At 59.9% G+C, this 12,203-nt stretch carries 13 protein-coding genes; 8 read left to right on the top strand and 5 right to left on the bottom strand.

The features are described 5' to 3' along the window. Positions 1–114: 114 nt before the first annotated feature. Complete coding sequence (locus DXD77_RS01090; RefSeq protein WP_117645806.1) at positions 115–516, top strand: hypothetical protein; 402 nt, start codon at positions 115–117, stop codon at positions 514–516. Between the two features lie 128 nt (positions 517–644). On the opposite strand, the gene DXD77_RS01085 is transcribed toward DXD77_RS01090, so the two are convergent. Further along, entirely contained in the window at positions 645–1,460 is an 816-nt protein-coding gene (locus tag DXD77_RS01085) for a putative RNA methyltransferase (RefSeq protein WP_117647391.1), read from the bottom strand. A 163-nt stretch (positions 1,461–1,623) separates the two neighbouring features. Between DXD77_RS01085 and DXD77_RS01080 the strand changes: the two genes are divergently transcribed. Continuing rightward, a complete protein-coding gene (locus DXD77_RS01080; RefSeq protein WP_117647389.1) occupies positions 1,624–3,006 on the top strand; it encodes an MATE family efflux transporter in 1,383 nt (460 codons plus the stop codon). 27 nt (positions 3,007–3,033) lie between these two features. Here the strand turns inward: DXD77_RS01080 and DXD77_RS01075 are convergent, their stop codons facing one another. Continuing rightward, on the bottom strand, positions 3,034–3,873 hold the full coding sequence (locus DXD77_RS01075; RefSeq protein ID WP_158549059.1) for a LysR family transcriptional regulator: 840 nt from the start codon (positions 3,871–3,873) through the stop codon (positions 3,034–3,036). 185 nt (positions 3,874–4,058) lie between these two features. Here DXD77_RS01075 and DXD77_RS01070 point away from each other — a divergent pair, with 185 nt between their 5' ends. After that, on the top strand, positions 4,059–4,961 hold the full coding sequence (locus tag DXD77_RS01070) for a DMT family transporter (RefSeq protein ID WP_117647385.1): 903 nt from the start codon (positions 4,059–4,061) through the stop codon (positions 4,959–4,961). Positions 4,962–5,049: 88 nt separating this feature from the next. Further along, the gene (locus tag DXD77_RS01065; RefSeq protein ID WP_117647383.1) at positions 5,050–5,775 is read left to right on the top strand and encodes a uracil-DNA glycosylase; all 726 of its coding nucleotides are present in this window, start codon (positions 5,050–5,052) and stop codon (positions 5,773–5,775) included. A gap of 50 nt (positions 5,776–5,825) precedes the next feature. Here the strand turns inward: DXD77_RS01065 and DXD77_RS01060 are convergent, their stop codons facing one another. From DXD77_RS01060 to DXD77_RS01050, 3 genes are all read right to left on the bottom strand, one after another. Next, positions 5,826–6,506 carry an SDR family NAD(P)-dependent oxidoreductase gene (locus tag DXD77_RS01060; protein ID WP_117647381.1) on the bottom strand — a complete coding sequence of 227 codons (681 nt, stop codon included), beginning with the start codon at positions 6,504–6,506 and terminating at the stop codon, positions 5,826–5,828. Between the two features lie 9 nt (positions 6,507–6,515). Then, a complete protein-coding gene (locus tag DXD77_RS01055; protein ID WP_233506677.1) occupies positions 6,516–7,238 on the bottom strand; it encodes a VUT family protein in 723 nt (240 codons plus the stop codon). A gap of 156 nt (positions 7,239–7,394) precedes the next feature. Further along, positions 7,395–9,008 (bottom strand): peptide chain release factor 3, encoded by a 1,614-nt coding sequence (locus tag DXD77_RS01050; protein ID WP_117647379.1) that lies wholly within the window; start codon positions 9,006–9,008, stop codon positions 7,395–7,397. A 215-nt stretch (positions 9,009–9,223) separates the two neighbouring features. On the opposite strand from DXD77_RS01050, the gene DXD77_RS01045 reads away from it, so the two are divergent. The 4 genes from DXD77_RS01045 to DXD77_RS01030 all read left to right on the top strand — a co-directional run bounded on the left by DXD77_RS01045 (position 9,224) and on the right by DXD77_RS01030 (position 12,148). After that, positions 9,224–9,604 (top strand): GntR family transcriptional regulator, encoded by a 381-nt coding sequence (locus DXD77_RS01045; protein ID WP_117647377.1) that lies wholly within the window; start codon positions 9,224–9,226, stop codon positions 9,602–9,604. Between the two features lie 62 nt (positions 9,605–9,666). Continuing rightward, entirely contained in the window at positions 9,667–10,509 is an 843-nt protein-coding gene (locus DXD77_RS01040) for an ABC transporter ATP-binding protein (RefSeq protein WP_233506676.1), read from the top strand. Further along, positions 10,506–11,204 (top strand): ABC-2 transporter permease, encoded by a 699-nt coding sequence (locus tag DXD77_RS01035; RefSeq protein WP_117647374.1) that lies wholly within the window; start codon positions 10,506–10,508, stop codon positions 11,202–11,204. Before DXD77_RS01040 ends, DXD77_RS01035 begins: the two co-directional genes overlap by 4 nt. Before the next feature lie 68 nt (positions 11,205–11,272). Continuing rightward, complete coding sequence (locus DXD77_RS01030) at positions 11,273–12,148, top strand: EamA family transporter (RefSeq protein WP_117647372.1); 876 nt, start codon at positions 11,273–11,275, stop codon at positions 12,146–12,148. The last annotated feature ends 55 nt before the right edge of the window (positions 12,149–12,203 follow it).

The following is a 12,203-nucleotide window of genomic DNA, read 5'->3' as shown; positions in this document are numbered from 1 at the left end:
AGCGTTCAACTATTGGATGAACGTACGCAGCGCCTTGTTGAATTACAATATGCTTCGCGACATGCGCCATGCATGCGCATCAAATACGTCATGTCCACTTCGAAAGGACCAGCCATGAGCTACACTCGCAAGACACTCAAAGTCCTTGCCCTCATTTACTTTGTTTTGGGCATCGCCAGCCTCGTCATCGCCGGCGTCGGCATCGCCAAGGGCAGCCTCGATTCCACGTACGGGTCGAACGCCATGCTCGCCGCGGCCGTACTTGTCATCAAGGGTCTTGTCGATCTTGCCGCAGGTGTTGCGGGCATCAAGGGCGCCAACAAGCCTTCGCAGGTGGATGGTGCGTTTAAGCTCGGCATCGTCGCCGCAATCGCCACGATTGCGCAGGCCGTGCTCACGCTTCCCGCGTTTGGCGGCGACGCCATCAACTTTGGCGCCTTTGTCATCGTGGTGTACGACCTGTTCTTTATTCAGCAGGCACACGACATTAAGGCCGAGAACAAGGACCGCCTGTAAGCGCTCGCTTCTCATAACCTTTGTAGCCAAGCAACTAAAAAGGGCCGATCGCGCATCTCCGCGGTCGGCCCTTTACGTTTGCCCAGATAAAACCTGCCAAAATAAACCTGTCCCTTTTTGGCAAGTTGTTAGCTGTGACGGTACTCGGCAATGATGAAGTCGATATCGGTCTGAAGGGTGTCCAGGTTTGCCAGGCGCTCTTTATCGGCAGGGCGCGTGCGGTAGTAGTACGGCGTCATCTGGAACACTGCCTCGATGTCGGCCTGCGTCTGGAGCGTAATGTTCGCAGATACCCGTTGCGTTCCCACCAACTCGAGCTCGGTCGTCTTCGGCAGCTTCTCATCGTTGAGATATGGCGTGTCGTAGAGCACCTCCTTGAGCCCAAACAGATGCCGAGCACCCGGCACCACGGTGTAGAGCGAGCCCTCGGGCGCCAGCACGCGGGCAAATTCGCGCTCGTTAAAGGGGGCAAAGAGCTCGGTCACCATATCGAAGGCGCCATCGGCCACGGGGATAGCCTTCATGTTGGCCACGAAGTAGGTCGCATCGCCGCGCTTGGCGGCCAGGCGCACCATCTCTTTGCCCAAGTCGAACCCGAAAGCCTCCACGCCCGGCACCGCACCCATGGCGCTCGTGTAGTAGCCCTCGCCGCAGCAAATATCGAGCAAGGTCACGGGAGCGTCCGCAGACGCCAAACGCCCGGACACCCGCTCGCGCACCAGCTCGACCATCGCATCGCGCAACGGCGCGTAGTATCCACGGTTCAGAAAGTCACGACGGCTGCGCGCCTGCGACTTGGGATCGCCCATGGAATCGCCGCTCTTAGACGAGCGCAGCAGATATAGATAGCCCTCGCGCGCACGGTCAAATCGGTGTCCGCCCGCGCATGCGGCACCGCGCTCGTCGTCCACCAACGGTTCATGGCAAACGGGACACAACAACATGGCAACTCCTTAGCGCGGACAACACAACGCCCACCATTGTCGCACGCCTTCCCCACCTAGTCATTGGGGACGTTCTTAAATGACTAGTCGATTAGGAGTATCATCGTCTGCGCAAATAAGCACGAAAGAGCATACGAAAGAGCATATTAGAGATTGAGAGCGTATGGCTGATACCGCATCTAGGCACATTGACATGACCACCGGCTCGCTGTGGCGCAATATTCCCCTGTTCGCCTTTCCCGTCGCCGCCACGAGCATCCTTGAGCAGCTGTCGAACCTCATCGCCACGGTCATCATCGGTAACTTCTCGGGCGACCAGGGGACCCTCGCCATGGCGGCGGTCGGCTCCAATGTTCCGCTTACCAGTCTTATGATCAACCTGTTTATTGGGCTGTCGCTTGGCTCCAACGTGGTCATCGCCAACGCCATCGGCCGCAACGATCAGAACATGGTCAAGCGCGCCGTCCATACCTCGATTCTGATGGCACTCGTGGGCTTTGTCGTCATCGCGCTGGGTGAGATCTTTGCCGAGCCCATGCTCACCGCGCTCAATGTCCCTGCCGAAACTATGCCGCTTGCATCGCTTTACCTGCGCGTCTTTTTACTCAGCATGCCCTCGATCTTGCTCTACAACTTTGAGGCCGCAATCTTCCGCTCCGTCGGCATCACCCGTATGCCGCTGCAGGCGCTTGCCGTGTCCACCGTCCTCAACATTGGCCTGGACCTCATCTTTGTCCCCGTGCTCCACTGGGGTGTGGCGGGCGTCGCCATCGCCACTGCCATCGCCTACACCGTCAGCGCCGTCACGCTCTTTGTCCGCCTGCTCAAGACCGACTCCGTCGTTCGTGTCACCCTGGGCGACCTGACCATCGACCCCGTCGCCCTCAAACGCATTGTCAGAATAGGCCTGCCTGCCGGCATCCAAAGCGCCGTCTTTGCCGTCGCCAACATCATCATCCAGTCCGCCATCAACAGCCTGGGTACTGAGGTCATGGCGGCATCCAGCGCCGCCATGAGCCTAGAGTATGTGTGCTACAACCTGCTCAACAGCTTTAGCCAGGCCTGCACCACCTTTGTGGGACAAAACCACGGCGCTCGCCAGATCGACCGTTGCACCAAGACGCTCAAGGTTTGCCTGGTTGAAGGCGGCATCGTTGCGCTCACCACCATCGTCATCATCGTCGGTCTGGGACGCGAGATCCTGGCGCTGTTCAACAGCGATCCCAACATCGTCTCGATCGGCTATATACGCGTGTGTTCGATCTTCCCGGCGTACGCCTTTAGCATGTTCTACGAAAACATGTCCGGTTACCTGCGCGGCTTTGGCATCTCGCTCATGCCCGCCCTTATCACCATGATCTGCGTCTGCGGCATCCGCTTCTATTGGGTATTCTGCGTGTTCCCGCACTTCCGCACCTTTGCGAACATCATGATGGTCTACCCCATCAGCCTGGGCACCACAGCATTCTTTATGGTCGTGGCGGTGCTACTTTGCCACCCGGCACGCACCTACCGTCTAGCACAAGCCAAAGCGACAGCCCGCTAATCACCACGCTCAACGTCACGCCAGTCATTAATTGACAATATGCGAGCTCATATAGTCGATAAAGTGCCTCGTGGCGATAGGCATGGTGTCCCAGCTGCGCCAGGCCGCCACTACGTCGCGCGAGGGGGCATGCACGATGGGACGTACGCGAATATCGGCCTGCATGCCCTCGACGGTACGGCGATACAGCATGCTCACGCCTAGGCCCTCCTCCACCATCGCCATGATGGTGTAGTCGTCGGTGACCTCACTCGTCACGTGCGGCGACAGCCCATGCGCGGCAAACGCATCGAGCACCAGGCTCTGCTCGCCCTCGTCCAGCAGCACAAACGGCTCGGACGCCAGGTCGGCGAGCGTCACCTTTTCCTTTGCCGTCAGCGGATGCGCGGTCGGCAGCAGCGCCACCAACTCGTCGTGATAGACCACGCGCTTCTCGAGCCCCGCGGTAAATCCGCGCGCCGTAAAGCAAAAGTCAACCACGCCATCGTGCACCCACTGGGCGTTGCGCGTGTAATCGCCCTGCTTGAGGGTAAAGTGCACGCCCGGGTGCAGGGCCCCAAAGTCGCGAATCACGCGCGGCAACACGGTACGGCTCACGTTGGTAAACGTCGCAATGCGAATATCGGTCGAGGAGAGTCCCAGCAACTCCTGGCGTTTGCCCTCGAGCTCGGCCTCGGCAGTTACGATCTGGCGCAGATACGGCAGATACTGCTTACCGTCGCGCGTAAGCGAGACACCCTGCTTGCCGCGCTCGATAATCGTGGTGCCCAGCTCGCGCTCGAGCGCCTTGACGGCCTGGCTTACCGCACTTTGCGTATAGCCCAGCTCGTCGGCGGCACTCTTAAGACTGCCGTGATCGACCACCATACAAACAATCTGATACCGCGATGCCATCGTACCTCCACATCGATGTAGCCGTAAAACGTTTTGCCAGGGCTTTTTCTTCCAACATTAGTATTTCTTAATCATACTGAAGATACATTCGCTTTACTACATCCATATCTGGGAGCAGAATCCTTTTTGCGAAACCGTTCTGTAACAAAAGGAGTCCCATGGATCGCAAAAAAGCAATCGCGCTCTCATTTTCCGTTCCCGTCGCATGGGGCTTTTCGTACCCCCTCATGAAAATCGGCATGGACAGCATGAACGCCACGAGCATCGTCGCGCTGCGCTGCATCATCGCCTTTGCGGCCTGCCTGCTGCTCTTCCACAAGCACGCGGTGCGCATCAACCGTGACCTGATGGTCCGCGCCGCCATCATCGGCGCCATCATGGCAACCGAAATCACCTGCATGTGCCTGGGCTCCAGCCTCACCTCCGCCTCCACCGCCGGCTTTTTGCAGAGCCTGACGGTCGTGATCGTGCCGTTTGCCAACGCAGCCCTGCTGCATCGCGCCCCCGAGCGCAAGGTGCTCATCGGCACCGCCATCGTCACCTGCGGCATGTTGCTGCTCTCGGGCGCCGACTTTACCAGCCTGAATCCTGGCGCGATCATCATGCTGCTCTCGGCCTTTATCTATGCCGGTCACATTATCATCGCCAAGCGCTTTGTCGAAGAAGTCGATCCGTTGGCTCTGGGCGTTTGGCAGCTGGGCTTCGGCGGCTTGTTCTCGGGTATCGCCGCATTTACCTTTGGCGGCTTCACGCTTCCCAGCACGCCGAGCGAGATCGTCGTTATCGTTGCGCTCGCACTCATCTGCTCTGCCTACGGCTTTATCACCCAGACGCTCGTACAGCCCCACGTACCTGCCGAAACCACTGGCTTCGCCTTCTCGCTCGAGCCGGTCTGCTCCGCCGTCTTCTCGTTTTTCCTGGTCGGCGAGGTCCTGAGCCCCATCGCCTTCCTTGGCGCTGCCCTCATCCTCACCGGCGTCATGGTGGCAACTGTCGAGCTTCCGCGCTTTCGCGCACATGGGCATGCTCATATGGCGGCAGCGCCCGAGCACGTCTCGTAGACCCCACTCCTCATACAGCCGCGACATACAGGCAACCGGTGCGCCTTTACAATGGATGCCGACATAGCATCTGCCCTAAAGGAGCTCCATGGACACCGCAACTCGCGACCGCAACATAGCAACTTGGTTGGGCGATGCGCCGCAGCCGGTACGTGACACGACGAACCAGCTACTCGAGCGCATCGCCCTTCTGCGTGCCGAGCAGACCATCTACCCGGCACAAGACGACATCCTCAATGCCCTCGCCTACACGCCGGCCGACCAGGTCAAGGTTGTCATCTTGGGCCAGGACCCCTATCACGAACCCAACCAGGCCATGGGGCTGTCGTTCTCGGTGCCCGCTACGCAAACCAAGTTGCCGCCGAGCCTGCGCAACATCTATAAGGAACTCAAAGCCGATCTGGACTGCCCCATTCCCGCCACGGGAGACCTAACCCCCTGGGCACAACAGGGCGTCCTACTCCTTAACACGACGCTCACCGTGCGCGAGCATGCCGCGAACTCGCACGCCAAGCTGGGCTGGAGCACGCTCACCGACTACGTTATCGAACGCTGCTGTCAGCTGCCCCAGCCGGTCGTCTTTTTGGCATGGGGCCGCTTTGCCCAGCAGATGGTCGACGGCAAGCTCGCCGTGACCGGCACAGGCAAGGCAGCCGGCAAGTTCTGCCTGGCCTCTACGCATCCCTCGCCGCTTTCGGCAAACCGCGCCACAGCAGAACTCCCCGCTTTTATGGGGTCGCGCCCCTTCTCCGCTGCCAATCGGCTACTCGAACAGCACGGCTCGACCCCCGTCAACTGGACTTGCCTCGGCTAAAAACCGATACATCAAAAACGCGCCCGACGGCTTTCCGTCGGGCGCGTTTCCTATTCGGGCCAAATAAACTGGGTGCGGCCGGCCTCGCCACCGTCAATGAGCAGACTCTGCCCGGTCATAAACCGGTTGGTCGCGCCCACAAAGTAGATCCACTCGGCGATCTCTTGGGCACTGGCCCAGCGCTTGAGCGGCGTGAGCTCCATAATCTGGTTCCACAGATGCTCGTCTTCCATCACGCAACGGTTGAGCGGCGTGATGACGCCGCCCGGGTCCACACTGTTGGCGATGGCCTGCGGCGCCAAGCGGTTTGCAAGGTTTTTGGTGTAGGCGATAACGCCGCCCTTGCTGGCAGCATAGGCGGGAAACTCCGATCCCGTATGCCCGCTCGCCGAGCCCACATTGACCACGGATTTGATAGCCGGCGCGGGCTTGGCGGCAAGTCCCTCCCCCACAAAGGCGTAGCGCTCAGTCACGTTGATGGTGCCACATAGATTAGCAGCAATGTCGTCGGCCGAATCTTGCGTACCGGCAACGTTTACGATCACCTGAGGCTCAAGGTCGTCTGGAAACGAGTCCGGCTCGCGCACATCAACGATCAGATGGCGATAGCGCTCGTGCTCGACTGCCGCCGGCAGCAGATCAAAGCCCACGACCTCGTGACCCTCGTCCAAAAAGCGCTGCACGCACGCGGCTCCAATACCACCCGAAGCACCCGTGATCAAAACCCGCATACTTGCTCCTTAGGCGATTGCGTGGCGCTCGAGGTACTCGGCGCCCACATTCTCACGCTCCCAGCCACGCACGACCTTGTAGCCCACGGGGCTCAGGAAGACCTCGCACAGCAGCTCGGCAACAGCGCCGGTCAGCGAGCACATAAGGACCTGTACCCAGGTCCAACCAAAGAACGTGTGGCTCACCACAATGGCAAAGACCAGGTTGTCGATAAACTGGCCAACACCCGTGGACACATAGGAGCGGAAGGCAAAGCTCGCAAAGTTATTCTTTTTGAGCACACGGCCGAGCGACTGGTTGAGCGTGGAGTTGACCACGGCAGAAACGAGCATGGCGAGCGAAGAGCCCAGCACCACGTACCAGGTGCCGCCGATGGTGGCGTTAAGGGCGGTGTTGACCTCGATCATGCCCGTGTCATAGTAGGCGCCCCACATGCCAGGCGTGAGCGAGCATGCCCAAAAGCACAGGCTCACGGCCAGGTTGACCAGCAGCGCGAGGATAGAGATTTTGATGGATGCCTTGGCGCCAAAGCGCTTGCAGATCATGTCCTGGCACAAAAACGAAACCCAGCTCACCACAAAGCCGCAGTCGAGCGCCAGATATGGCAGGCTGATAAGCTCTTTGTTGGCCAGCAAGTTCATCATGATGACGCTCACGAAAAACAGCGAAACCGTTGCCGCGGGAATGCTCCGCAACAGGACCTTGTAGTCCTCCATGACCTTCTTGATCATTATGTACTCCTTTGGTTTTAGGTTTAACGAGCAGGATATCGGACCCGAACTGCTCGGACGCCCCGGTCTTGAGACGACGGTGGGTATGATAGCCGCTCACACGGCGGCAGGCAAGCAAAAGGCGCGGCAGCCCCGCAGGACCACCGCGCCGGCGCACTAAAACGTTACGTTGCCAAACTCCGACAGGACAAGGTCGGGGTTGTGGTCGGTCGCCCAGTCAACGTTCCACGGGCTCGTGAACAGCAGCAGCTTGCCGCCGCGCATGTCCTCGACGCGCAGCGTGTCGCGCGTGAGCGAAAGGGCCGGGATATCGATGGTATCGGGGTCGTTCTGGATCCAGCGAATGTCCGTATAGGGCAGCGGCTGACGACGAACCTCGACACGGTACTCGGCCTTGAGGCGGCGCTCGAGCACCTCAAACTGCAGCACGCCGACCACGCCCACGATGACGCTCTCCATGCCGGCACCCAGCTCGCGGAAGATCTGGATGGCACCCTCCTGGGCAAGCTCCTCCATACCCTTCACAAACTGCTTGCGCTTGAGCGTGTCGACCTGCGTAATGCGAGCGAACATCTCGGGGGCAAACGTCGGGATCTGTGGATACTGCACGTGGCGCTTACCGGAGCACACGGTGTCGCCGATGCTAAAGATACCCGGATCGAACAGGCCCACGATATCGCCCGCGTACGCCTCGTCCACAATGGCGCGGTCATCGGCCATCATCGACGTGCCCGTGGCCAGCTTGAGTTTACGGTTGCCCTGCATGTGGAAGGCGTCCATGCCGCGCTCGAACTTGCCCGAGCAAATGCGCAGAAAGGCGATGCGGTCGCGGTGGTTCTTGTCCATGTTGGCCTGGATCTTAAACACGAAGCCGCTAAAGTCGTTCTCGGCGGGCGCGACCGGCTCGCTGGTGAGCGTATCGGTATAGGCGCGCGGCGTCGGGGCCAGACGCAGGAACTCTTTAAGGAAGGGCTCCACACCAAAGTTGGTGAGTGCCGAGCCAAAGAACGCCGGGCTCAGCTTGCCGCAGGCCACGGCATCCAGGTCGAGCTCGTCACCGGCGCCATCGAGCAGCTCGATGTCGTCCATCAGGTTCTTGTGGTTCTCCTCGCCAATAAGCTCGTCCATGGCCGGATCGCCCAGCTCGGCCTCGACCTCGGCGACCTTCTTGGTGGCGTTGGCGTGGCCGTCGCCCTCAAAGGCGATGACGCGACGGGTCTGACGGTCGAACACACCGCGGAAGTTGCGACCGCTGCCGATTGGCCAGTTCATGGGATACGTATTGATACCCAGGACGTTCTCGATCTCTTCCATGAGCTCAAACGGATCGCGAGCCTCGTGGTCGAGCTTGTTCACAAAGGTAAAGATGGGAATATGGCGCAGCGTACAGACCTTAAAGAGCTTTTTGGTCTGGGCCTCGACGCCCTTAGCGCCGTCGATGACCATGACTGCGGCGTCGGCGGCCATAAGGGTACGGTAGGTATCCTCCGAGAAGTCCTGGTGGCCGGGGGTATCGAGGATGTTGACGCAGGCGCCGTTGTAGGTGAACTGCAGCACCGAGGAGGTAACGGAAATACCGCGCTCCTTCTCGATGTCCATCCAGTCCGAGACGGCATGCTTGGCCGAGCTCTTGCCCTTGACCGAGCCGGCGGTCTGGATGCTGCCGGTATAGAGCAGCAGCTTCTCGGTAAGCGTGGTCTTACCGGCGTCCGGGTGGCTGATGATCGCGAATGTGCGGCGCGACGAGATTTCATCCGACAGGCTTGCCATGCGGATCCTTTCTTGCATTGAGTGCATTACGTCGTTGTAACCGCACCATTGTAGCCGCGAAATCCCGCCATAGGGCACCTATCAGGACAAATTCATCAGTTGGGGCCTGGGTAGCCGGCCCAATCCGAATTTGTCTCTTGCGTAACTGTACATAGTGTATATATACTGTGCTTACCGGTTATATACACGTGTAGCCCAACAGCTAAAGAGCCGCTGTGGACATTATCCTATCCAATTCGAGCGACAAGCCCATCTATGAGCAGATCTCCTCGCAGGTCAAAGCGCAGATCCTTTCGGGCGCGCTCGCTGCGGGAGCCAAACTACCCAGCATCTGTACGCTCGCGAGCGACCTCGGCGTGAGCGTCATCACCACCAAGCGCGCCTATGCCGACCTGGAGCAACTCGGTTTTATCTGCACCGTGCAGGGCAAGGGCTGTTTTGTCGCCGAGGGCAACCAAGAACTCTTGCGCGAAAACCAGCTCTGCCATATCGAAGAGCTGCTTGCGAAAGCGGCGAACCAAGCCGAAGCCCTGGGCGTCACGCGCGACAAGCTGCACGAGATGCTCGACCTTGTAGCCCCCGAAACCATGCAGTAGCCATCTGCAAGAAAGGCTATACCATGCAAACCCTGCTAGAACTCAAAGGTGTATCGCGCCGTGTGAGCGACCGTTTTTCGTTGCGCGACGTCACGCTTGCCGTGGATCCCGGCCAAATCGTCGGCTTTGCGGGCGCAAACGGCGCCGGCAAGACAACGACCATTCGCGCCGCGCTCGGGCTTATAAAGCTCGATGCCGGCGAGGTACATCTGCTTGGACAGCGCTGCGATGCCAACGCACCCGACGAGACGCAGCGCCACCTGCGCTCCCGCGTCGGCCTTGTCCTGGACACGTGTCCCTTCCCCTCCACGCTCAAGGTGGGCCAGATCGAGACGCTCGTAGGCCCAGCGTACCCCACATGGAGTCGCGAAACGTTCGCCGGATTCATCGACCGATTTGGCCTCGATCCCAAGACGAAGGTCAAGGACCTCTCCCGCGGCATGGGCATGAAGCTGCAACTCTCCTGCGCGCTCAGCCACCATGCCAAGCTGCTCGTTTTGGACGAAGCCACCGCGGGCCTCGATCCCATGGCACGCGAAGAGCTGCTTGACGAGCTGCTCGCCTTTGTTTCCGACGGCCAGCGCAGCGTGCTGCTCTCGAGCCATATTACGTCCGACCTCGATCGCGCCGCCGACCGCGTCATCTGCATCGATAACGGCTCGATTGTATTTGACCTGCCGCGGGAGGACATTACCGACCGCGCCGGCATCGCCCATTGCACGCAGGCGCAGGCGTCCGAGCTCATGGCTTGCGTCGAAGGCGCCCATGCCGCCCGCCACGCCTATAGCGTGGACGTGCTCGTGCCCAACCGTCGCGAGGCGCTCGAGGCCTTCCCCGAGATTCCCTGCGACCGGGCAACCACTGATGATTACCTGCGCCTTATGCTGAAAGGGGCTTCGAAATGAAACGCGCCTTTATGTCCGAGCTCGCCATCGTTCGCTCGCTTGTCCCAAGCATCGCGGGCGTCGGCCTGTTCATCTTCGTCGTGTTGACCCTCGCCAACGCATCGGATGGCGATTCCGGCATGAGCGCCGGCGCCTGCGCGGTCAGTGCCATGTCGCCCATCATGGTTATGAGCTCGCTGGCCGGCTTCGACAATCAAAACGGATGGGAGCGCTATCGGGCAACGCTGCCCATCTCGCGCAAAGACATCATCTGCGCACGCTACCTGAGCATCATTGTCTTCTCAGCCGTCATGGCGTGCGCCGGCGCGCTTTTGAGCATCATCACCCTTCCGTTCTTCGATCATACGGGTATGCCCTCGACGGGACAGTTCGTCTTTGAGACCACAATAGCCTCCGCCGCATCGATGCTCATCTCCCTCATGATGGTGTTTTTGGCACAGCCGCTGTTCTTTCGATTTGGACACATGGAGGCGCTGCGCCTTTCCGTCGGCCTGTTTGCCCTGCTCGGGTGCCTTGCCATGGCAGCGTTGAGCTCCTCCAACCCCATCAGCAACTGGCTCATATCGATTGCCGGGGCGAATCCCGATCCCGCCGTCCTCGGCTGCCTGTGCGCAGGAATTGCGGTACTGGCCCTCGTGCTATGTGCACTTAGCTGCATCGTCAGCGCCAAGATCTACCGGACACGCGACCTGTAGGCAAGCGCGGTATCATCGGGCATGCGCCGCAGATCTGGCGCGGTCTTTTATGAGGAGGCGCTCAACCCGTGTCGTGGGTTACAGCAGCATTTGCATCAGCTTTCTTTGCCGGCATCACATCCATTTTGGCCAAATGCGGCATCAGGCACACCGACTCCGACGTTGCAACCGCCATCCGTACTTGCGTGGTGCTCGTATTTGCCTGGGCAATGGCGGGCATTTCTGGATCCATCGGAGCAATCGGCGCCATTCCCGCCAAAGCCTGGCTATTCCTCACCCTCTCGGGACTCGCCACCGGCGCCTCGTGGATCTGTTACTTTAAGGCGCTCAGCATCGGAGACGTCAACAAGGTTGTACCCGTCGACAAGATGAGCACTGTGCTCGCCGTGCTTATCGCCATAGTGCTTTTTGGTGAGACAGGCAACCTGGCGGTCAAGCTCGTGGGAACCGCCGTCATCACGCTCGGCACGTTTTTGATAATCGAGAAAAAGCAGTCCATCGGCGCAGAGCAAAAGCAAGACCGAGCCTGGCTCGCTTACGCCCTCGGCGCCGCCGTGTTCGCGGCACTCACCTCCGTCCTCGCCAAGATCGGCATCGAAGGTGTCGAGTCAAACCTGGCCACGGCGATCCGTACCTGTGTGGTACTTTTTATGGCATGGGCAATCGTGGCTGCCAAGGGAAAGCTGGAGCAGGTCGCGCGCATTGACCCGCGCGAACTCGCATTTCTCGCGGCATCGGGCATTGCGACCGGCGCGTCGTGGCTGCTGTACTACTACGCCATCGCTGCAGGCCAGGTGAGCGTCGTCGTGCAAATCGACAAACTATCGATTGTCGTATCGGTGCTGTTCGCACGACTGGCCTTCAACGAAAAGCTGTCGCATCGAAGCGCCATCGGCCTTTTCCTCATCGTGCTGGGCACCGCCGCGCTCGCGATTTGGAAGTAGCGTCGGTGCCAGGCGAGATTCAGTCCACCCGCAAATCCGTGACACAGCGCCCACA

The sequence above is a fragment of the Collinsella sp. TM09-10AT genome (genome assembly GCF_003436275.1).
Classification (GTDB): Bacteria; Actinomycetota; Coriobacteriia; order Coriobacteriales; family Coriobacteriaceae; genus Collinsella.
Note: the sequence above shows the minus strand (reverse complement) of the source record. Positions and strands in the feature narration are given on the sequence as shown.

Excerpts from the sequence above, each read along its gene's own strand:
- DXD77_RS01035 (WP_117647374.1), top strand. The coding sequence starts at position 10,506 with ATGAAACGCGCCTTTATGTCCGAGCTCGCCATCGTTCGCTCGCTTGTC.
- DXD77_RS01085 (WP_117647391.1), bottom strand. The coding sequence starts at position 1,460 with ATGTTGTTGTGTCCCGTTTGCCATGAACCGTTGGTGGACGACGAGCGC.
- DXD77_RS01060 (WP_117647381.1), bottom strand. The coding sequence starts at position 6,506 with ATGCGGGTTTTGATCACGGGTGCTTCGGGTGGTATTGGAGCCGCGTGC.
- DXD77_RS01055 (WP_233506677.1), bottom strand. The coding sequence starts at position 7,238 with ATGATCAAGAAGGTCATGGAGGACTACAAGGTCCTGTTGCGGAGCATT.
- DXD77_RS01065 (WP_117647383.1), top strand. The coding sequence starts at position 5,050 with ATGGACACCGCAACTCGCGACCGCAACATAGCAACTTGGTTGGGCGAT.
- DXD77_RS01050 (WP_117647379.1), bottom strand. The coding sequence starts at position 9,008 with ATGGCAAGCCTGTCGGATGAAATCTCGTCGCGCCGCACATTCGCGATC.
- DXD77_RS01075 (WP_158549059.1), bottom strand. The coding sequence starts at position 3,873 with ATGGTGGTCGATCACGGCAGTCTTAAGAGTGCCGCCGACGAGCTGGGC.
- DXD77_RS01070 (WP_117647385.1), top strand. The coding sequence starts at position 4,059 with ATGGATCGCAAAAAAGCAATCGCGCTCTCATTTTCCGTTCCCGTCGCA.
- DXD77_RS01090 (WP_117645806.1), top strand. The coding sequence starts at position 115 with ATGAGCTACACTCGCAAGACACTCAAAGTCCTTGCCCTCATTTACTTT.
- DXD77_RS01080 (WP_117647389.1), top strand. The coding sequence starts at position 1,624 with ATGGCTGATACCGCATCTAGGCACATTGACATGACCACCGGCTCGCTG.